The following is a 20538-nucleotide window of genomic DNA, read 5'->3' on the forward strand; positions in this document are numbered from 1 at the left end:
TTCCGGAACCTGCCTGTGATGCGGCGCCGGAGGTGTCAATCAAACCGCTCTAAACCCGGGTTGTAGGGCGATATTTTTCAATGCGTTACCGGGAAAATGCGGGTTTGGGAGACATCATTGATCCGGTCCCGCGATGGGGCTAGGCTGAACCATCGAGGAGACCCGCGATGCCCATCTTGCCCGCGACAGACAGCCCGTTTTCCGACGACGCCTGGGGCGACGTGCTGACCGCCGTCGACCGCACCTATGCCGAGCTGGTCGAGTACCAGGAACGGCTGGAACGGCAGAACGAAGAGCTGCGCGCGGCGCGTCGGTTCATCGACAGCGTGCTGGATTCCGTCAGTGACGTCATGGTGGTCGTCGGCCGCGACGGCGCGGTCGAAGAGGTCAGCGCCAGTTTCGCCCGCGCCCTGCAGTCCGAGCCCGGCGCGCTGGTCGGCCGGGCGGTGACCGCGCTGTTCGAAGGCGACGGCGCCCTGCGCCTCGGGCAGGCGCTGGAGGCGCTGCGCCTCAGCCGCGAGACGGCGCGGTTCGAGGGCGAGATGATGACTCCCGAGGGCCCGCAGCCGGTCGAGATCGTGCTGGCTGCGCGCCTGTCGGACGGTGGGCGCTATGCCGGGGCCGTGCTGACCGGCCGCCCCCTGGGCGAGCTGCGCAAGGCCTATGCCGAGCTCGAGGCGAGCCACCGCCAACTGAAGGAGACGCAGAGCCAGCTGGTGCGTAACGAAAAGCTCGCCTCGCTCGGCCGCTTGCTGGCCGGGGTGGCGCATGAGCTGAACAACCCGATCAGTTTCGTCTATGCCTCGGTCCATGCGCTGGAAAAGTACGTCGGCCAGTTCGAGACCTATTTCGAACGCGTGCAGGCCGGCGCGCCCCGGCAGGAGCTGATATCGCTGCGCGAAGAGCTGAAGCTGGAGCGTAACCTGCGCAACCTCAGCCAGGCCATCACCGGCGCCCGGGACGGGGCCGAGCGGGTGCGCGACATCGTCGCCGACCTGCGGCGCCTCTCGGCCGACGGGACGGGCGAACGGGTGCCCTTCGACCTGGTCGAGGTGGCGCAGGTGGCCGCCCGCTGGGTCGAACGCGGCTCGAAATCCGGCATCGACGTGGGCTACGAAGGCCCGGACAGCCTGCGCGTGACCGGCGCGCCGGGCCATGTGCAGCAGATCGTCATGAACCTCGTTCAGAACGGCATGGACGCGCTCAGGGGGACCGAGGCGCCGCAGATGACCATTCGCATCGCGCAACGGGACGGCAAGGCGCAGCTTTCGGTCTGCGACAACGGGCCGGGGGTGCCGGAAGCGCTGCGCGCATCCGTGTTCGATCCGTTCTTCACCACCAAGCCGGTGGGGCAGGGCACGGGGCTGGGCCTTGCGATCAGTTCCAAGATCGCCGAGGAACACGGCGGCCGGCTGCATCTTGACCCCGGACCGGGGGGCTGTTTTCGGCTGGAATTGCCGTTGGAGGGCGCGTCTTGAACATACTCTGGCTGCAATCGGCCGGCTGCGGGGGCTGCACCATGTCGCTGCTCTGCGCCGAGGATCCGAACGTGCTCGACCTGCTGTCCGACGCGGGGCTGACCATGCTCTGGCATCCCGCGCTGTCGGTCGAGACCGGGGCCGAGGTGCGCGCGCTTTTGGCGGGCGTAGAACGCGGCGAGATCCCGCTCGACATCCTCTGTGTCGAGGGGTCGATCGTCACCGGGCCCAAGGGGACGGGGCGCTATCACATGCTGTCGGGCACGGGCCGGTCGATGCTGGACTGGCTGCGCGCGCTGGCGCCCCGGGCGCGGCACGTGGTGGCCGTGGGGTCCTGCGCGGCCTATGGCGGCATGACGGCGGCGGGCGGCAACCCGGCGGGCGCGATCGGTCTGCAATACGACGGCCAGCACGAGGGCGGAGCGCTGCCCGGGTCCTTCCGCGACCGGACCGGCCTGCCGGTGATCAACGTGGCCGGCTGCCCGACGCATCCCGCCTGGGTGACCGAAACGCTGCTGATGCTGGCCGAGGGAGTCCTGGACGAGTCGGGCCTCGACCACCTGCGCCGGCCCCGGTTCTATGCCGATCACCTGGTGCATCATGGCTGCACCAAGAACGAGTTCTACGAATACAAGGCCAGCGCGCGCAGCCTGTCGGAAATGGGCTGCATGATGGAGCATCTGGGCTGTGTCGGCACCCAGGCCGTGGGCGATTGCAACATCCGGCCTTGGAACGGCGAAGGGTCCTGCACGCGCGGCAATTACCCCTGCATCGCCTGCACCTCGCCCGAGTTCGAAGAACCGCGCCACGCCTTCACCGAGACGCCGACCATCGCGGGCATCCCCGTGGGCCTGCCGACCGACATGCCGAAGGCGTGGTTCATGGCGCTGGCGTCTTTGTCGAAAGCCGCAACGCCGAAACGGATCGACGTCAACGCCCATTCCGACCGGATCGAGATCGCGCCGCGCCGGAAGGACGGCAAATGACCCGGCAGCTGCTGGTCGGGCCCTTCAACCGGGTCGAGGGCGACCTCGAGATCCAGCTCGAGATCGAGAACGGCCGGGTGTCGGCGGCGCGGGTGAACTCTCCGCTGTTCCGCGGCTTCGAGATGATGATGCTGGGCAAGGACCCGCGCGATGCGCTGACGATCACGCCGCGGATCTGCGGGATCTGTAGCATCAGCCAGTCTGCCGCCGCCGCGCTGGCGCTGGCGGATAGCGGCGGCACGCGGATGCGCGAGCAGGGCGCGCTGGCCATGTCGATCCTGCACGGGGTCGAGAACCTCGCGGATCACGTCACCCATTTCTCCCTGTTCTTCATGCCCGATTTCGCCCGGCCCGTATACGCGGGCCGCGCCTGGCACGCCCGCGCCGTGGCCGAGTTCACGGCGATGGAGGGCAGCACCGCCCGGACCCTGGTCGAGGCCCGCGCGAAGCTCTTGCACATCGTCGGCCTCCTGGGCGGCAAGTGGCCCCACACGCTGGCGATCCAGCCCGGCGGCGTGACCCGCGCCCCCGATGCCCGTGACCGCATGCGCATCCTCACCTCGCTGCGGGCCTTCCGCCGGGTGCTCGAGACGGTGATGTTCGGCGACAGGCTGGAAGCCTTCGCCGGGCTCGACAGCATCGCCGCGCTCGAGGCCTGGCAGGGCGGGGCTGCGAGGCTCTTCCTCGAGATCGCGCGCGACCTGGACCTCGGGCCGCTGGGGCGCGGGCCGGGGCGGTACCTGTCGTCCGGGGCCTACCCGATGAACGGGGTTCACACCACGCGGGCCGGGGTCTGGTCGGATGGCACGGTCCGCGATTTCGACCCCGCCGCCATCGTCGAGGACGTCAGCCACGCCTGGATGCTGGGAGGTGCCGCGCATCCCGAGGCGGGCGTGACCGCGCCCGACGAGGACATGACCGCCCCCGCCTATTCCTGGTGCAAGGCCCCGCGCCTGGGCGGCGCAACGATCGAGGTCGGCGCCCTTGCCCGCCAAGTGGTCGACGGCCACCCCCTCGCGCTGGCGCTGACGGCCGAGGGCGGCGTCCGGGCGCGTATCGTTGGGCGCCTGCTCGAGATCGCCCGCACGCAGATCTGGCTGGAAGACTGGGCGACGCGGCTTGACCCCTCGGCGCGCTTCATGTCGGCCTGGACGCTGCCCGACAGCGGCGCGGGCGCCGGTCTGGTCGAGGCGGCGCGTGGCACTCTGGGCCATTGGCTGCGGATCGAAAAGGGCCGGATCGCCGGCTACCAGATCGTCGCGCCGACGACCTGGAACTTCAGCCCGCGCGATGCGGGCGGCGTGCCGGGGCCGGTCGAGGCCGCGCTGGTCGGTACGCCCGTGGGCGCGGGGGACGAGACGCCCATCGCCGTGCAGCACGTGGTGCGCAGTTTCGATCCCTGCATGGTCTGCACGGTGCATTGATGGCGGGCCGGGCAGGGGGCCAGCCCCCGTCGCCTTTGGCGACTCCCCCGGAGTTTATCGGCAAGATGAAGCGGGATCGGGAGGGGTGTTCGGATGTGTCGCGGGATGGGAGACGGAGCTGGGGGCGCTGCCCTCCGTCACACTTGGTGACGTCCCCCGGGATATTTCTGGAAAGATGAAAGGGATCGGGTTTGCGTGAGGGGGCGAACGGGCGGCGCATCCGGGTGCGGGGGCAGGTGCAGGGGGTCGGGTTCCGGCCTTTCGTCTGGCAATTGGCGCGGCGGTTGGGGATCGAGGGGACGGTTTCCAACGATGCCGAGGGGGTGCTGATCCTGGCGCGCGGGGCCGAGGTGGCCGCGTTCGAGGCGGCGTTGGCGGCCGAAGCGCCGCCGCTGGCGCGGGTCGATGCGGTCGAGGGGGCGCCGGCGGAGGTGACGGGCGCGGGGTTCGATATCATCGCCTCGGGCGGGCCGGGGGCCGAAACGCGGGTGACGCCGGATGCGGCAACCTGTGCGGACTGCGTGGCCGAGGTTCAGGGTGCCGGGCGGCGGGCGGGTTATGCCTTTACCAATTGCACCAATTGCGGGCCGCGCTTCACCATCCTGACCGGGCTGCCCTATGACCGCGCTCAGACCACCATGGCGCCGTTCGAGATGTGCGCCGCCTGCCGGGCCGAGTACGAGGATCCAGCCGACCGGCGGTTCCATGCCCAGCCCGTGGCCTGCCCGGATTGCGGGCCGCGTGTCTGGCTGGAACGGGATGGCGTCGAGCTGCCCGGCGCGTGGCTTGGGCAGGCTGTCGAGGCACTGACGCGCGGAGAGATCCTTGCGGTGAAAGGGCTGGGCGGGTTTCACCTGTGCTGCGATGCGACCCGTTCCGAGGCGGTCGCACTGCTGCGCAGCCGCAAGCGGCGACCGGGCAAGCCGTTGGCCCTGATGGCCGATGCGGCGGTCCTTGCGCGGCATGTTGCGCCGACAGAGGCGGACTGGGCCCTGCTCCGCGACGCCGCGGCGCCGATCGTGCTGATCGCGGGGCGCGGTGGCCTGCCCGAGGTGGTTGCCCCGGGGCAGGAGCGTCTGGGCTGGATGCTGCCTTACACGCCGCTGCACCACCTGCTGTGCGCTGCGATGGATCGTCCGCTGGTGATGACCAGCGGCAACCTCTCGGGCGCGCCGCAGGTGATCGGCAACGGCGAGGCGCGGGACAAGCTCTCGGGCTTTGCCGATGCCTTCCTGATGCACGACCGCGACATTGCGCGGCGGCTCGACGATAGCGTCGAGCGGGCCGATCCGCCGATGGTGCTGCGGCGGGCGCGGGGCCGGGTGCCGGGGACGCTGCCGCTGCCCAAGGGCTTTGCGCCGCGCCAGGTCGTGGCCTATGGCGGGCAGATGAAGGCGGCGATTTGCCTTGTGAAGAACGGTCAGGCGCTGCTGGGGCATCACCTGGGCGAGCTGGACGAGGCGCTGACCTGGGAGGCCTTCGTGCAGGCCGACCGGGATTATGCGCGGCTGTTCGATCATGCGCCCGAGGCGGTGGCGGTCGACCTGCATCCCGATTTCCGGGCCACGCGGCATGGGCGGAATCGGGCGGAGGCCCAGGCTCTGCCGCTGATCGAGGTGCAGCACCACCACGCGCATCTCGCCGCCTGCATGGGCGAAAACCTCTGGCCGCGGCAAGGCGGCAAGGTCGCGGGCATTGTGCTGGACGGGCTGGGGCTGGGGTCGGATGGCACGGTTTGGGGCGGAGAGCTGCTGCTGGGCGATTACGACGGTTTCGAGCGGCGCGGATGGCTGGCGCCGGTGCGGCTGGTCGGCGGGGACCTGGCGCAGAAGGAGCCCTGGCGGAACGCCGTGATGCAGTTGGACGCGGCGGGACTGGGCGACCTGGCCGACAGGCTGTTTGCCGACCAGCCGCTGGGCATGTTGCGCATGGCGGCGGCGCGGGGGCTGAACGCGCCGCTGTCGTCCTCGGCCGGGCGGCTGTTCGATGCGGTGGCGGCGGTGCTGGGGATCTGTCCTGGCGGGCAGAGCTATGAGGGCGAGGCTGCCATGCGGCTCGAGACGCTCGCGGCGGGGGCCGAGGACGCGGATGCCTATCCGTTCGGCACCGCAGATGGCGCGCTGAGCCCGGTGCCGATGTGGCAGGCGCTGACGCGGGACCTGGCCGCCGGGACGGAGGCCGGGGTCATCGCGCGGCGGTTTCACGCGGGCCTCGCGCAGGTCTTTGCAGGTGCAGCCCGTGGGCTGGTCGAGAGCGGGCAGGCGGGCGCCGTGGCCCTGTCGGGCGGGTGTTTCCAGAACGCGCTGTTGCTGCGGTTGACCACAACCGCGCTTGAGGGGCTGCCGGTGCTGACGCACCGGACGACTCCGGCCAATGACGGGGGGCTGGCGTTTGGGCAGGCGCTGGTCGCGCTGGCGCGGCTGGAAAGCGATTGACCGGCCGCCCGCGGCTGCTGGTCACGCCTTAACCGATTAACTCTTCGCGTTAACATGCAGGATTGTTCTGCAAGTCTCTGACAAGGATGGGAAATCGACAGTATTGCGTCACGGCCTCCTATTCCCTTCGCACACGCCGGCATACCGTCGATCCTGCCATGACAGGGCGTGACGGAGGCTCTCCGTCGCCGGGTACACTTCGTGGAGGAGGGACAAGCTTGAGCCAGATCGAAACCTTTTACGAGGTCATGCGAAGCCAGGGGATCACCCGGCGCAGTTTCATGAAATACTGCTCGCTGACCGCTGCCGCGCTGGGGCTGGGCCCCGCTTTCGTGCCCAGGATCGCCCACGCGATGGAGACCAAGCCGCGCACCCCGGTCATCTGGGTGCACGGGCTGGAATGCACCTGCTGTTCGGAGAGCTTCATCCGCAGCGCCCATCCGCTGGCCAAGGATGTCGTGCTGTCGATGATCAGCCTCGATTACGACGACACGCTGATGGCGGCGGCGGGCCACCAGGCCGAGGCGGCGCTGCAGGAGACCATCGACAAGTACAAGGGCAACTACATCCTCGCGGTCGAGGGCAACCCGCCGCTGAACGAGGACGGGATGTATTGCATCGTCGGCGGCAAGCCCTTCGTCGACCAGCTGCGCCACGCGGCCGAACATGCCAAGGCGATCATCAGCTGGGGGGCCTGCGCCTCTTACGGATGCGTCCAGGCGGCCAAGCCGAACCCGACACGTGCCACGCCCGTGCACAAGGTCATCACCGACAAGCCGATCATCAAGGTGCCGGGCTGCCCGCCCATCGCCGAGGTCATGACCGGCGTCATCACCTACATGCTGACCTTCGACAAGATGCCCGAGCTTGACCGCCAGGGCCGCCCGGCGATGTTCTACAGCCAGCGCATCCACGACAAGTGCTACCGCCGTCCGCATTTCGACGCCGGCCAGTTCGTCGAGGCCTGGGACGACGACAACGCGCGCAAGGGCTATTGCCTTTACAAGATGGGCTGCAAGGGGCCGACCACCTACAACGCCTGCTCGACCGTGCGCTGGAACGAAGGGGTCAGCTTTCCCATCCAGTCCGGCCATGGCTGCATCGGCTGCTCGGAAGACGGGTTCTGGGACCAGGGGTCCTTCTACGACCGCGTCACCGACCTGACGCAGTTCGGGGTCGAGGCGAATGCCGACAAGGTGGGCCTGACCGCCGCTGCCGCCGTGGGCGGCGGGATCGCCCTGCACGCCGCCGTCTCGGCGCTGAAATCCGCACAGAAAAAGACGCAAGGCGCAGCCCCGTCGAAAGAGGAGGCATAATCCATGGTCGTTCAAACCCCCAACGGGTTCAACCTGGACAATTCGGGCCAGCGGATCGTTGTCGATCCCGTGACCCGTATCGAAGGCCACATGCGCTGTGAGGTGAACGTGGACGAAGAGGGCTATATCCGCAACGCGGTCTCGACCGGGACCATGTGGCGCGGGCTGGAAGTCATCCTCAAGGGCCGCGACCCGCGCGACGCCTGGGCGTTCACCGAACGGATCTGCGGCGTCTGCACCGGCACCCATGCGCTGACAAGCGTGCGCGCGGTTGAGGATGCGCTGGGGATCACCATCCCTGACAACGCCAACTCGATCCGCAACATCATGCAGCTGAACCTGGAAATCCACGACCACATCGTGCATTTCTACCACCTGCATGCGCTGGATTGGGTCAACCCGATCAATGCCTTGCGCGCCGATCCGAAAGCGACGAGCGAGCTGCAGCAGGCCGTGAGCCCGTCGCACCCGATGTCGAGCCCCGGCTATTTCCGCGACGTGCAGAACCGGCTCAAGAAGTTCGTGGAATCCGGCCAGCTGGGCCTCTTCAAGAACGGCTACTGGGACAACCCGGCCTACCTGCTGCCGCCCGAGGCGGACCTGATGGCCACGACCCATTACCTCGAGGCGCTGGATCTGCAGAAGGAGATCGTCAAGGTCCACACGATCTTTGGCGGCAAGAACCCGCACCCGAACTGGTTGGTGGGCGGCGTGCCATGCCCGATTAATGTCGACGGGGTCGGCGGTGTCGGCGCGATCAACATGGAACGGCTGAACATGGTCAGCTCGATCATCGACCGCTGCCACGAGTTCAACACCAACGTCTACCTGCCCGACGTCAAGGCGATCGGCGGGTTTTACAAGAACTGGCTCTATGGTGGCGGGCTGTCGTCCAAGGCCTGTCTTGCCTATGGCGACATCCCGGAACACGCCAATGATTTCAGCCCCGAGCAGCTGCATCTGCCGCGCGGCGCGATCATCAATGGCGATCTGAGCACCGTTCACGACGTCGATCCGCGCGACCCCGAGCAGGTTCAGGAATTCGTCGACCATTCGTGGTACACCTACGGCACTCCGGGCAAGGGCCTGCATCCGTGGGACGGCGTGACCGAGCCGAACTACGAGCTTGGGCCCAACGCCAAGGGCACGCGGACCAACATCGAAGAGCTGGACGAGGCGGCCAAGTATTCCTGGATCAAGGCCCCCCGCTGGCGCGGCAATGCGATGGAGGTCGGCCCGCTGGCCCGCTACATCGTCGGCTATGCCAAGGGTCACGAAGAGATCAAGGACCAGGTCGACCGCCTGCTGCGCGACATGAACCTGCCGCTCGAGGCCGTCTTCTCGACCCTCGGCCGGACGGCCGCGCGGGCGCTGGAGTCCGAATATTGCGGCCGGTTGCAGCGGCACTTCTTCGACAAGCTGGTGACCAACATCAAGAACGGCGACAGCGCGACCGCGAACGTGGAAAAGTGGGACCCCTCGACCTGGCCCAAGGAAGCCAAGGGCGTGGGCATGACCGAGGCGCCGCGCGGCGCGCTGGGGCACTGGATCCGCATCAAGGACGGCCGGATCGAGAATTACCAATGCGTGGTGCCGACCACCTGGAACGGGTCGCCCCGTGACACCGCCGGCAACATCGGCGCCTTCGAGGCCAGCCTCATGAACACCAAGATGGAGCGCCCGGAAGAGCCGGTCGAGATCCTGCGGACCCTGCACAGCTTCGACCCGTGCCTGGCCTGCTCGACCCACGTCATGTCGCCCGACGGCGACGAACTGACCCAAGTCAAAGTGCGCTGAGGGAGGGCACGATGAAACGTATCGCAACACTGATCGCACTGGTCCCGGCCTCTGCCATGGCGCATGGCGCCCATGCCCCGGTGCCCGCCGTGGCCCATAACACGGTGCATGTCCTGCCGCTGCTCGGCCTCGCCGTCATCGTCGCCGCCGCGGCCCTCGCTTGGTTGGGGAGGGTCCGCGAATGAAGGACGATCCGCAAATCGCCGGCGGCCCGCGTATCGACACCTACGTTGCATCCCCCCTCACGGGGGATGCGACGGATGCCGACCGCGCCACGATCCGCCGCAACACCTCCGTCTATGTCTACGAGGCGCCGGTGCGTCTTTGGCACTGGATCAACGCGGCCTGCATCCTGGTGCTGGCCGTCACCGGCTACCTGATCGGCAAGCCGCTGCCGTCGGTCGATATCGCCGAGGCGACGCACCAGTTCATCTTCGGCTACATCCGCTTTGCCCATTTCGCGGCCGGGATGATCATGACTGTCGGCTTCTTTGGTCGGATCTACTGGGCCTTCGTGGGCAACCACCACGCCCGGCAGATGTTCAAGCTGCCGATCCATCGCAAGAAATGGTGGAAGGAGGTCGTGCAGGAGATCAAGTGGTACGCCTTCCTCGAGAAGAAGCCGAAGAAATACGTGGGCCACAACCCGCTGGCGCAGATCGCCATGTTCTTCTTCATGACGGTGGGCCTGAGCTTCATGATCGTCACCGGCTTCATGCTTTATGCCGAGGGGCTGGGGCACGGGTCCTGGGCGGACGTGATCTTTGGCCCACTGCGCGATGCCATCGGCAATTCCATGGTCGTGCACCAGATCCACCGGCTGGGCATGTGGGCCATCGTGTTGTTCATCATGATCCACATCTACGCCGCGATCCGAGAGGATATCATGTCCCGCCAGTCGATGGTGTCGACCATGATCTCGGGGACCCGCACCTTCAAGGACGATGACCCGGATTGATCCGCCGGGCCGGGACCGACTCGCGAACGGGCCCTTCGGGGCCCGTTTTGCATGGTTAGTTACTTTTCAATTTTGCATATTTATGGAAGGATGAAAGACATTATGTGCGGCCGGGAATGCCTCCACATGCTGAGATAGTTCAGATTTAACAATTGGTTAAAAGTTGTCTTGGGGATGTGGAAATTCGGCTGCCGCCATCCCCTGAAAAGCATAATTTCAATCCAGACGACGGGCGGAAAGCGAGGGACCGCCCCGGGCAATACGGGAGGGGGACATGGCGCGCGCGCTCATTCTTGGCATCGGCAACGTACTTTGGGCGGACGAGGGCTTCGGCGTCCGCTGCGTCGAGCATTTGGCCGAGCAGATGGCCTTTGGCCCCGAGGTCACGCTGCTGGATGGCGGCACGCAAGGGCTGTACCTGCTGCCCTTCCTGGAAGAGGCCGACGTGATGGTCGTCTTTGACGCGGTCGATTACGGCCTCGAGCCCGGCACCATGAAGACCGTCGAGGGCGACGAGGTGCCCAGCTTCTTGGGTGCCAAGAAGATGTCGCTGCACCAGACCGGCTTTCAGGACGTGATCTCGACCGCCGAGCTGATGGGCTACAAGCCGGCCGAGCTTTTGCTGATCGGCGTTCAGCCGGTCGAGCTCGAGGACTACGGCGGCGGGCTGCGGCCCATCGTGGCCGCACAGATCCCCGCCGCGCTGCAGATCGCCCGTGACTGGCTGGCCGCGCGCGGGTTCCATGCCACCGATGGCCGGACCGAGACCAACGATCTGGCCGATGCCGCGATCCGCCAGGACGCCTACGAGGCGGGCCGCCCGTCCGAAGACGCGGCCTGCCGCACCGGCGACGACCGCTTCTTCCCCGAGGAGGCCTGACATGTGTGTCGGCATCCCCATGCAGATCCTGTCAATCGACGGGATCGCGGGCCGGGCCACGGGGCAGGAGGGCGCGGCGCTGATCGACATGTCGCTGTGCCCCGAGGCGGGGCCGGGCGACTGGGTGCTCACCCATCTCGGCCATGCGCGCGAGGTGATTACCGAACGCGAGGCGCGGCTGATCGAGGATGCGCTGGACGGGCTGCGCGCCGTGATGGGGGGCGGCGACATCGGCGGGGCCTTCGCCGATCTGACCAACAGGGAACCGCAGCTGCCGCCGCATCTCGAGGCGGCGCGGGCCGCGGGCAAGCGAACAGGGTAGGGAGAGAGACGACATGGGACACCCCTTGATCGACCGTTTGAGCAAAGACCTGGGCTGGCCGCTTCTGGACAGCCACGCGGCGATGGCCGACTACCTCGGGACCGAGGGCGCGCATGTCGTCTTTGTCCCCGGCGACGCGGCGCGAAACCTCGAAAGCGCGGATGTGGCGGTGATCCTGCCCGAGCTGCGCATGGCCTTCCAGGGCGCCTTCGACTGCGCCATCTGCGGCGACGAGATCGAGGCGCAGGTGCGGGCCGACGCGAAGGTGCTGAAAACGCCCAGCCTGATCTTTTACCGCGATGGCGACTGCCTGGGCGGCATCCCCAAGGTGCGCGACTGGGACGATTACGTCGCCCGCATCCCGCAGATCCTGTCCCGCGACACAACCCCGGCGTAAGGAGCATCCAGATGGTCAGCAATTTTCGCATGCCGCCCACCGGCTACGGGCCCGGCTCCCAGCCCGAGGTCGACGGAGAGCTGGAATACATGCCCCTGCCGCAGGACATGCGGACCTTCTCGCCCCATATTCCTTACATAGAGGACCTGATCGGCCTCGATCCGGCCATGACGGTGATGGCCGAAGTGGCCCGGGCCGCGGCGCGCGTCGCCGCTGGCGGGCCGGTCGAGCGGTTCGACCTGGGCGGGCTCGACGCCGCCAACCGCGCGCTGATCGCCGAGACGATGGGCGAGGGCGAGGTGGCGATGAAGGTGCGCGGCCGCCCTGCGCTGCGGATGCAGGAAAGCGTCTTTGCCGGGATCTGGGTGATCTCGGGCGCCGGTGTCGATGCGATCGAGGTGGCCCAGGCCCCCGGCGCCGCCCGTGACCGCGCCTTCGTTCCGCACCGCCCGATGCAGAATGTCGAACCCTCGGGCGCCGTGGTCAACGCGCCGCCGCTGCTGGTGGAACTGGCCGACAAGTCGGCGTCGTGGCCGGGCGATCTGCACGTGGTCAACCTGACCCTGCTGCCCCATACCGAAGGCGACCTGGCCTGGCTCGACGCGCGGCTTGGGCAGGGCTCGACCGACATCCTGTCGCGCGGCTACGGCAATTGCCGCGTCACCGCGACGGCCATGCCGCATGTCTGGCGGGTGCAATTCTTCAACTCGATGGACACGCTGATCCTCGACACGTTCGAGGTGACGGACATGCCCGAGGTGGCCATCGCCGCGCCCGAGGACCTCTCGGACAGCGCCGAGCGCCTGGTCGAAGTGCTGGAGGCGATCGCATGAGCTTCGAAGGCAGCTACCTGGGCGCGAACGACCGCATCAGCCCGCAGGCCATCATGGAATGCAAGATCTGCTGGACGCCCTACGACCCGGCCGAGGGCGACGATTTCCGCCAGGTCGAGGCCGGCACGGCATTCACCGACCTGCCCGAGGATTGGTCCTGCCCCAATTGCTCGGGCCCCAAGGAACAGTTCATGGTGCTCGAGGACCCCGGCGCCGAGGCGCTGCTGGAGGCCAACCGCATCAAGGCGATGACCGACCGGCTGGTGGCCGATTTCACCGAAGTCTACCACGCCAAGATGCGCGACGTGCCCATCGTCAACAAGACGCTGCACGTGCAGGCCGTGGGTTTTCGCAAATCCGGTGACGTGATCCTGGGCGTGCTGATCTCTCCCTGGTTCATGAACCTCGTTCAGCTGCCGGACGGGCAGGATTGGTCCGCGCTGAAACCGGGCGAGAAAGAGGTGATCACCTATCCGTCGGGCGAATACGAATTCATCCACAACACGCGCGAGCTGATCGGCGGTTACAAGGCCTGTTCGCTGTTCTCGCCGATGGGTGATTTCAGCAAGCAGAGCGATGCGGTGGACGTGGCGAACGCCGTGATGCTCGCGCTGTTTGACGAGGGCAACCGCGCCGAGACCGACCGCCAGGCCGAAATCCGCGCCGCCCGCGAAGAAGAGTTGGCCGCCGTGGAAGCCACCGAGGCCGAGGCCGAAGCCGAGGCGCCCGAACTCGACGCCGCGCCCACGCGCCGCAAGGTCATCACCGGGGGCCTTGCCGCCGAGGCCGATGCGCAGGAGGCGCAGGCCTGATGCTCGATTCTGGCCGCATAGGCGCCCGGCTGGTGGCGCAAGCCGCACCCGGCGTGCCTGTGGCCGCCTTCGTGCGGGGCCGCACGCCCGACGAGGTGCTGGACCTGCTCCCGCGCCTCTTCAATCTTTGCCGTGCGGCGCAGGGGGCGGCGGTCGCCGCTGCCCTCGGTCGCCCGGTCGACACGTCCGGGATCGCGTCGGACATCCTGCGCGATCACCTCCTGAAATTCCTGGTTACCTGGCCCGGTTCCATCGGCTGTTCTCCCCAGCCATTTCCCTCGGGCTGGGCGGCGGGTGGTCCGGCGCTTTTGCAGGCGCTGTTTGGGGACTCAAGCGTTGCGCCGGCCACCCGCATTGAATTTGAACGCTTCCTCGGCGGCGGCAGCCCGCTCGCCGCGCCCCTGCGCGCCATCCGCAGCGCCTTTGCGCCGGGCGAGGCGGTGGCGTTAGCGCTGCCCGAAGTGACGCCGGCCAACATCTTCGCGGATCGGCGCATCGAGAATTCCGTCGCCGCCCGCCATGCCGGTCACCCGGTCATGCAGGCGATCGAGGCGGAGCATGGCCGCGGCCCACTCTGGCGCAGCGCCGCGCGGCTTTACGATATCGAGGCGGCGGCGCAGGGGCGCCTGCCTGCCGTCCAGTCGGGCGAGGGCTGGGCCATGGTCCCGGCGGCGCGGGGCGGCTATGCCGTGCGCCTTACGCTCTCCGGTGGTCGGGTCGAGAGTCTTGACCGCGTGACCCCGACCGATGCACTGCTGGCCCCGGACGGGCTGCTCGACCAATCGCTGGCCACGCTGCCACCCGCCAAGGCGGGGCTGGGGGCGCTGCTGCTCGACATCCTCGACCCGTGCAGCCCCGTTCGGCTGAAGGAGGCGCGTGATGCATGAGATGTCGATCTGCGAAGGCATCCGAAACGTGGTCGACAAGGCCGCGTCGGACCCCGGCATCGCCCGCGTGACCCGTGTGCGGCTGGAGATCGGCCGCTTTGCCGGGGTGGAAAAGCCCGCGCTCGAGTTCGCCTGGGAGGTCGTCATGCGCGGCTCCAAGGCCGAGGGCGCGGCGCTCGAGATCATCGACCTGCCGGGCAAGGCGCTGTGCTACGATTGCATGAAAAGCGTCGAGATCGCCGACCGGCTGGACCCTTGCCCCGACTGCGGGGGTGGAAAACTGATGCCCGACGGGGGCGATGAGATGCGAATAAAGGACATGGAGGTGGCCTGATGTGCACGGTATGCGGATGCGGAGACGGACAGGTGGAGGGGCTTTCCCACCATCATGATGACCACGATCACGGGGCTTCCCATGAGCACGGTCATCACCACCACCATCACCACGGCCACGCCCATGACATCCACTTCGGCCAGGGGCCGGCGGGTGTCGAAGTGCCGGGCATGACGCAGGAGCGGCTGATCGAGATCGAGACCGGCATCCTGTCGCAGAACGACCGCTACGCCGCCGCGAACCGCGAAAAGCTCTCCGCACTAGAGGCTTACGCGGTGAACCTCGTGTCCTCGCCCGGCTCGGGCAAGACCACGCTGCTCTGTGCGACGATCAACGCGATGACGGCGCGCGGCGCCGGCCCCGTGGCGGTGATCGAGGGCGACCAGCAGACTTCGAACGACGCCGACCGTATCCGCGCGACCGGCGCGCCGGCCTGCCAGGTGAACACCGGCAAGGGCTGCCACCTGGACGGCCACATGGTCGGGCACGCGATGAAGCACCTTAATATCCAGCCGCAAAGCACTCTGTTCATTGAGAATGTCGGTAACCTGGTCTGTCCGGCGGCCTTTGACCTCGGCGAAGACGCCAAGGTCGCGGTCATCTCGGTGACGGAAGGAGAGGACAAGCCGCTCAAGTATCCCGACATGTTCACTGCCGCCCGGATCGCGCTCTTGAACAAGATCGACCTCTCGCCGTTTTGTGACGTTGATCTCGAGCTTTACGAGGCGAACCTCAGGCGCGTGAACCCCACGATCGAGATCATCCGCGTCTCGGCCCGCACGGGCGAAGGGCTCGACCTCTGGCTCGGCTGGCTGGAAAGCCAGGCCGCCGCGAAACGTGCGAAACAGGCGGCCGAGTGATGGCCCAGCCCAGTCTTCCCACCATCCTCGTCGTCGATGACGAGCCGCATTCCGTCGCCGCCATGCGCATGGCGCTCGAGGACGATTTCACCGTCCTGGAGGCCGTCAACGCGAACGACGCCTGGCGGTTGATGGAGGAGCACTGGGTGCAGGTCGTGATCTCGGACCAGCGGATGCCCGGCAAGACCGGCATCGAGCTTTTGACCGAGGTGCGCGACCGCTGGCCCGAAACGGTGCGCATCATCGTGACGGGCTATACCGAGAGCTCGGACATGATCCAGGCGATCAACGACGCCGGGATCTACCAGTTCATCACCAAGCCCTGGCACCCGGACCAGCTGCTGATGGCCGTGCGCAATGCGGCGCGGCTGTTCTCGCTGGCGCGCGAACACGACCGGATGACGCTGGAAATGCGTTACTTGGGGAACACGGCGAGTTCGAAGCTCGAGGATCGGCGGCGCATGGCGCAGGCAGGACTCGGGTTTGACAAGGTGCTGCGGGGGGCGAATTCGCCGCTGAACGCGACCATCGCGCTGGCCCGGCAGGCGGCCAGCTTCGATGTGCCCGTGCTGCTGACCGGCGAGCCGGGGACCGGCAAGACCGAGATCGCGCGGGCGATGCATTACGGCTCGCTCCGCTCTGACCGGCCGTTCATGGAGCTGAACTGCGCGGGCCTCACGGACGAGGCGCTGGCGGTCGAGCTTTTCGGCGTCAAGCGCGGCGCGCTCTCGGGCCAGGTGCAGGCGCGGGCGGGGCTGCTGCAAAAGGCCGACCGCGGGACGCTGTACCTTGGCGGCATCGACAGCCTCAGCGACCGGATGCAGATGGCGCTGCTGCGGGTGGTGCGCGACGGGATCTTCCAGCCGGTGGGCGGGCACGAGACGCTCAGCGTCGACGTGCGCCTGCTGACCGGCGCCCATGACGACCTGCGCGACCGGGTCGCCAAGGGGCGGTTCCGCTCGGACCTGTTCTACGGTCTGGCGGTCACCGAGCTGTCCGTTCCGCCCCTGAGGACACGCGGCGAAGACGTTGAAATCCTTGCCGAACGCTTTCTGCACGAGGTGGCCGGCGCACATGGCAAGCCGGTGCGGGGCCTGTCGGCCGGGGCGGTGGAGTTCCTTGTCGCCTACGACTGGCCCGGCAACCTGCCCGAGCTGCGCAACGAGGTGACGCGCATGTTGATCCTGGCGCAGGACATGACCCTGGGGCCGGAACTGATCTCGCGCCACATCCTCCAGGCGGGCAGCCAGCGCGAGGGGGAGCGGGTGTCCGGCATGGACCTGTGCCAGCTCGAGGGCACGCTCAAGGAACGGGTCGAGTTGATGGAGATGCGCATCCTCGGCGAGACGCTGACGCGCCTCAAGTGGAACAAGAGCAAGGCCGCGCAAGAGCTCGGGTTAAGCCGCGTTGGCCTGCGCGCGAAACTCGACCGCTACGGGATCGAACCCCATGCGTCGATTGCAGAGGAGGAGTGAGCCATGTGTCTGGGAATCCCGGGACAGATCGTCGAAATCACCGATGCCGCGTGTCAGTTGGGTATGGCCGACGTGTCCGGCGTGCGCCGCGAGGTGAGCCTGGCATGCGTGGCCGACCGGCCGCTGGACCAGCTGATCGGTGAATGGGCGCTGATCCACGTCGGCTTTGCCATGGCGCTCATCGACGCCGACGAGGCGGCCGAGACGCTGGCGGCGCTCGAAGGGCTGGGCGAGGCGCAGGAGACGCTCGAGCAGATGGCCGAGGGTGCCAAGGCGTTGGCGCCGAAAGGGGAGGTGGTTCAATGAGATATGTCGAGGAGTTCAGAGATCCGGTTAAGGCGCGCGCGGTTCTGGCCGAGATCGCCAGGGTCACCGACCAGATTGGCGCGACGGCCGAAAACCCCGTGCGGATCATGGAGATCTGCGGCGGCCACACCCATGCGATCTTTCGCTATGGCCTCGACAAGCTGACGCCCGAGGGGCTGGAGTTCATCCACGGCCCCGGCTGCCCGGTCTGCGTCCTGCCCATGGCCCGCGTCGACGAATGCGTCGAGATCGCGGAACAGGAAGGCGTGATCTTTACCACCTTCGGCGACGCGATGCGGGTGCCCGGAACGCGCAAGAGCCTGCTGCAGGCCAAGGCGGACGGCGCCGACATCCGCATGGTCTACTCTCCGCTCGACGCGCTGGAACTGGCGCGGCGCAACCCGGAGCGGGAGGTGGTCTTCTTCGGTCTCGGGTTCGAGACGACGACGCCCTCGACCGCGCTGACCATCCAGCAGGCCGCAAGGGAAAATATTCGCAACTTCAGCGTCTTCTGCAATCATATTACTGTGCCGCCGCCGATCCGGGCGCTGCTGGACGACCCGCACATGCGGCTGGACGGCTTTGTCGGGCCGGGGCATGTGAGCATGGTGATCGGCACGCATCCTTATGATTTCATTGCCCAAGACTACGGCAAGCCCATCGTGGTGGCGGGGTTCGAACCGCTCGACCTGCTGCAATCGGTGCTGATGGTGCTGGTCCAGATCCGCGACGGCGTAGCGCGCGTCGAAAACCAGTATGCCCGCGTGGTGCCCGAGCATGGCAACCCGGTGAGCCTTGCCGCCATCGAAGATGTCTACGAACCGCGCCCGAGCTTCGAATGGCGGGGTCTGGGCGAGATCGACGCGAGCGGGCTGCGCATCAGGGACGGCTACAAGGCCTTTGATGCCGAAGAGAAATTCGGCATCGGCTATGCGGCCGGCACCCGCAACGTGCCCGAGCCCGAGGGCTGCGCCTGCGGGGCGGTCATGACCGGCCGGATGAAGCCGACCGAATGCCCGCAATTCGGCCGGGGCTGCACCCCCGACATGCCGCTCGGTGCGCTCATGGTGTCGAGCGAGGGCGCCTGCGCGGCCTATTGGACCTATGGCGGCGCCCGCGCCGTGGAACCCGCGGAGTAGCGACATGAACATGGCAAGCAAGCCTTCGCGCCTGCGCGGCGACCGCGTGACCCTGGCCCATGGCGGCGGCGGGCGCGCGATGCGGGACCTGATCGAAGAGGTCTTCACCGATGTCTTCCGGCCCGAAAGCAGCGAGGACCAGGCGCGGCTGAGCCATGATGCGCTGCGGCAGCCCGGCGCGCAGCTCGCCTTTACCACCGACAGTTTCGTCGTGACCCCGGTGGAATTCCCCGGCGGCGATATCGGCAAGCTTGCGATCTGCGGCACGGTCAACGACCTCGCCGTGGGCGGGGCGCAACCGCTCTGGCTTTCGGCCGCTTTCATCATCGAGGAAGGCTGCGAAATCGCCCTCTTGCGCCGCATCGTCGCCTCGATGGCGCGCGAGGCCGCGGCGGCAGGGGTGCGCATCGTGACCGGCGACACCAAGGTGGTCGAAAAGGGCTCCTGCGACCGGGTCTACATCACCACCTCCGGCGTGGGCGTGATCCCGGCGGGGCGCAACCTTGGCGCCGCCCGCATCCAGCCCGGCGACGTGGTCATGGTCAATGGCGTGCTGGGCGATCACGGCGCGACGATCCTGGCCGCGCGGGGCGACCTGTCGTTGAGTGCCGCGCTGGCAAGCGACTGCCGGTCGCTGAACGGTCTGATGGAGGCGGTGCTGCAGGCCGCCCCCGGCACCCGCGCGGCGCGGGACGCGACCCGGGGCGGCGTCGCCTCGACCCTCAACGAGATGGCCGAGGAGGCCGGCGTTACCATTGAGCTCGAGGACGAGGCCCTGCCGCTGCGCGCGGAGGTGCGCGGCATGTGCGAGATCCTTGGCCTCGACCCGCTGTACCTGGCGAACGAGGGCACGCTGGTGCTGGTCGTCCCCGAGACCGAGGCCGAGGCGGCCCTGGCTGCCATGCGCGCGCGGCCCGAGGGGCAGGGCGCCGCGATCATCGGCCGGGCCAGGGCACGCGGCGCCATCCCGGTCGTCACCCGGACGGCGTTCGGCGGCACGCGCATCGTCGACATGCTGGTCGGCGAACAGCTGCCCCGCATCTGTTAAGGGATTCGGGATCAGGCCCGGGCACGCGCCCGGCGCTGCCAAAGACGCATTTCGACTGCTCAAGAATGCGTCACGTCAACCCCAAGCGTTTTGCCTGTCATGTCCTTGACAAGGCCCGAACTTTTGACGCAGCCGCCTGTTTTCAATAGGTTAACCATAACGTCATGCCCTTGGGTCTGCCGCGCTTTCGGGCAGGCTGGCAGATTGGCCATTGGAATCCATGCGCGGACCTGCCAGTACTTCGCCAAGTTTCGGTCGGTGGCGGGTTCAGGCCCCGGTCCGAGGGCTGTTTTCCCCGAGAGGGGGGCGATATCGCCGCTGCGATGCAAGGGGGCTTGCACATCGCAGCGGAATGGCCAGCCGATTGGGGACGGCGCGTCATGTTTGGTCGTTCGGAGGGAAGGATTTCGTTCCGATCGAGTCTGGGGAGGGGCCCTTTGAGGGCCTCTTGGATCAGGTGGTGACCCGTCGAGGGCAGGTTCTGCTTTCACGGTTTGGTTTGGCTCATTGAAAGGATATTCGACATGGCCGACGAAGACACGAAACCCGGCAAGGCGATGACCGATGCCGAGCGCGGTGAAATGCGTCTCAAGACGCGCGAGCTTGCACGGATGCTGTTCCGCTCCTCGCCGCAGTTCAACAAGGGTGAAGGCGGCGGTGACCGCGCTGCCATGGTCGCGGCGCGCAAGGAAGCCTGGAACAAGGACCGCAAGGCGCTCCAGATGACGGCGCGCCGCCTGCTGCGCCTGATGGAACGCAACGAGCGTGTCGAGCTGACCTTCAAGTTCTCGGAAGAAGACCTCGCCAACGCCGCCAAGGGCGGTGACGACGACGGCGGCGAGGATTGAGAT

The 20538-nt window shown here is 67.5% G+C and carries 22 protein-coding genes; 21 read left to right on the forward strand and 1 reads right to left on the reverse strand.

Annotation, left to right across the window (positions count from 1 at the left end):
- Positions 1–167 precede the first annotated feature (167 nt).
- The 20 genes from MF270_RS07875 to hypE all read left to right on the forward strand — a co-directional run bounded on the left by MF270_RS07875 (position 168) and on the right by hypE (position 19687).
- Complete coding sequence (locus tag MF270_RS07875; RefSeq protein WP_238365328.1) at positions 168–1478, forward strand: sensor histidine kinase; 1311 nt, start codon at positions 168–170, stop codon at positions 1476–1478.
- Complete coding sequence (locus MF270_RS07880; protein WP_238365329.1) at positions 1475–2464, forward strand: NADH-quinone oxidoreductase subunit B family protein; 990 nt, start codon at positions 1475–1477, stop codon at positions 2462–2464. Before MF270_RS07875 ends, MF270_RS07880 begins: the two co-directional genes overlap by 4 nt.
- Complete coding sequence (locus MF270_RS07885) at positions 2461–3888, forward strand: nickel-dependent hydrogenase large subunit (RefSeq protein WP_238365330.1); 1428 nt, start codon at positions 2461–2463, stop codon at positions 3886–3888. The genes MF270_RS07880 and MF270_RS07885 overlap by 4 nt, the downstream gene beginning before the upstream one ends.
- A gap of 191 nt (positions 3889–4079) precedes the next feature.
- Positions 4080–6323 carry a carbamoyltransferase HypF gene (hypF, locus tag MF270_RS07890; protein WP_238365331.1) on the forward strand — a complete coding sequence of 748 codons (2244 nt, stop codon included), beginning with the start codon at positions 4080–4082 and terminating at the stop codon, positions 6321–6323.
- A gap of 218 nt (positions 6324–6541) precedes the next feature.
- Positions 6542–7639: a hydrogenase small subunit gene (locus tag MF270_RS07895; protein WP_238365332.1), complete on the forward strand. Its 1098-nt coding sequence runs from the start codon at positions 6542–6544 to the stop codon at positions 7637–7639.
- Positions 7640–7642: 3 nt separating this feature from the next.
- Complete coding sequence (locus MF270_RS07900) at positions 7643–9436, forward strand: nickel-dependent hydrogenase large subunit (protein WP_238365333.1); 1794 nt, start codon at positions 7643–7645, stop codon at positions 9434–9436.
- Positions 9437–9447: 11 nt separating this feature from the next.
- A complete protein-coding gene (locus MF270_RS07905) occupies positions 9448–9621 on the forward strand; it encodes a hypothetical protein (RefSeq protein WP_238365334.1) in 174 nt (57 codons plus the stop codon).
- Positions 9618–10394 (forward strand): Ni/Fe-hydrogenase, b-type cytochrome subunit, encoded by a 777-nt coding sequence (gene cybH / locus MF270_RS07910; RefSeq protein WP_238365335.1) that lies wholly within the window; start codon positions 9618–9620, stop codon positions 10392–10394. Before MF270_RS07905 ends, cybH begins: the two co-directional genes overlap by 4 nt.
- Positions 10395–10668: 274 nt before the next feature.
- Positions 10669–11274 carry a HyaD/HybD family hydrogenase maturation endopeptidase gene (locus MF270_RS07915; protein ID WP_238365336.1) on the forward strand — a complete coding sequence of 202 codons (606 nt, stop codon included), beginning with the start codon at positions 10669–10671 and terminating at the stop codon, positions 11272–11274.
- Between the two features lies 1 nt (position 11275).
- Positions 11276–11596 (forward strand): HypC/HybG/HupF family hydrogenase formation chaperone, encoded by a 321-nt coding sequence (locus MF270_RS07920; protein WP_238365337.1) that lies wholly within the window; start codon positions 11276–11278, stop codon positions 11594–11596.
- A 13-nt stretch (positions 11597–11609) separates the two neighbouring features.
- The gene (locus MF270_RS07925; protein ID WP_238365338.1) at positions 11610–11993 is read left to right on the forward strand and encodes a thioredoxin domain-containing protein; all 384 of its coding nucleotides are present in this window, start codon (positions 11610–11612) and stop codon (positions 11991–11993) included.
- 11 nt (positions 11994–12004) lie between these two features.
- Positions 12005–12826 carry a hydrogenase expression/formation protein gene (locus tag MF270_RS07930; protein ID WP_238365339.1) on the forward strand — a complete coding sequence of 274 codons (822 nt, stop codon included), beginning with the start codon at positions 12005–12007 and terminating at the stop codon, positions 12824–12826.
- Entirely contained in the window at positions 12823–13638 is an 816-nt protein-coding gene (gene hybE, locus MF270_RS07935; protein ID WP_238365340.1) for a [NiFe]-hydrogenase assembly chaperone HybE, read from the forward strand. The genes MF270_RS07930 and hybE overlap by 4 nt, the downstream gene beginning before the upstream one ends.
- On the forward strand, positions 13638–14525 hold the full coding sequence (locus MF270_RS07940; protein WP_238365341.1) for a hydrogenase expression/formation protein HupK: 888 nt from the start codon (positions 13638–13640) through the stop codon (positions 14523–14525). Before hybE ends, MF270_RS07940 begins: the two co-directional genes overlap by 1 nt.
- Positions 14518–14859 carry a hydrogenase maturation nickel metallochaperone HypA gene (gene hypA, locus MF270_RS07945; RefSeq protein ID WP_238365342.1) on the forward strand — a complete coding sequence of 114 codons (342 nt, stop codon included), beginning with the start codon at positions 14518–14520 and terminating at the stop codon, positions 14857–14859. The genes MF270_RS07940 and hypA overlap by 8 nt, the downstream gene beginning before the upstream one ends.
- The gene (gene hypB / locus MF270_RS07950) at positions 14859–15719 is read left to right on the forward strand and encodes a hydrogenase nickel incorporation protein HypB (protein ID WP_238365343.1); all 861 of its coding nucleotides are present in this window, start codon (positions 14859–14861) and stop codon (positions 15717–15719) included. Before hypA ends, hypB begins: the two co-directional genes overlap by 1 nt.
- Positions 15719–17194, forward strand: a complete 1476-nt coding sequence (locus MF270_RS07955) for a sigma-54-dependent transcriptional regulator (RefSeq protein ID WP_238365344.1) — start codon at positions 15719–15721, stop codon at positions 17192–17194. The genes hypB and MF270_RS07955 overlap by 1 nt, the downstream gene beginning before the upstream one ends.
- Before the next feature lie 3 nt (positions 17195–17197).
- Entirely contained in the window at positions 17198–17500 is a 303-nt protein-coding gene (locus tag MF270_RS07960) for a HypC/HybG/HupF family hydrogenase formation chaperone (protein WP_238365345.1), read from the forward strand.
- On the forward strand, positions 17497–18639 hold the full coding sequence (gene hypD, locus MF270_RS07965; protein WP_238365346.1) for a hydrogenase formation protein HypD: 1143 nt from the start codon (positions 17497–17499) through the stop codon (positions 18637–18639). Before MF270_RS07960 ends, hypD begins: the two co-directional genes overlap by 4 nt.
- 4 nt (positions 18640–18643) lie before the next feature.
- Positions 18644–19687 (forward strand): hydrogenase expression/formation protein HypE, encoded by a 1044-nt coding sequence (hypE, locus tag MF270_RS07970; protein WP_238365347.1) that lies wholly within the window; start codon positions 18644–18646, stop codon positions 19685–19687.
- A 59-nt stretch (positions 19688–19746) separates the two neighbouring features.
- Here the strand turns inward: hypE and MF270_RS07975 are convergent, their stop codons facing one another.
- On the reverse strand, positions 19747–19899 hold the full coding sequence (locus MF270_RS07975) for a hypothetical protein (RefSeq protein ID WP_238365348.1): 153 nt from the start codon (positions 19897–19899) through the stop codon (positions 19747–19749).
- A gap of 312 nt (positions 19900–20211) precedes the next feature.
- On the opposite strand from MF270_RS07975, the gene MF270_RS07980 reads away from it, so the two are divergent.
- On the forward strand, positions 20212–20535 hold the full coding sequence (locus MF270_RS07980; protein ID WP_238365349.1) for a hypothetical protein: 324 nt from the start codon (positions 20212–20214) through the stop codon (positions 20533–20535).
- Positions 20536–20538 lie beyond the last annotated feature (3 nt).

Origin of the sequence: Mesobacterium pallidum, from assembly GCF_019966535.1 — a bacterium.
Taxonomy (GTDB): domain Bacteria; phylum Pseudomonadota; class Alphaproteobacteria; order Rhodobacterales; family Rhodobacteraceae; genus Mesobacterium; species Mesobacterium pallidum.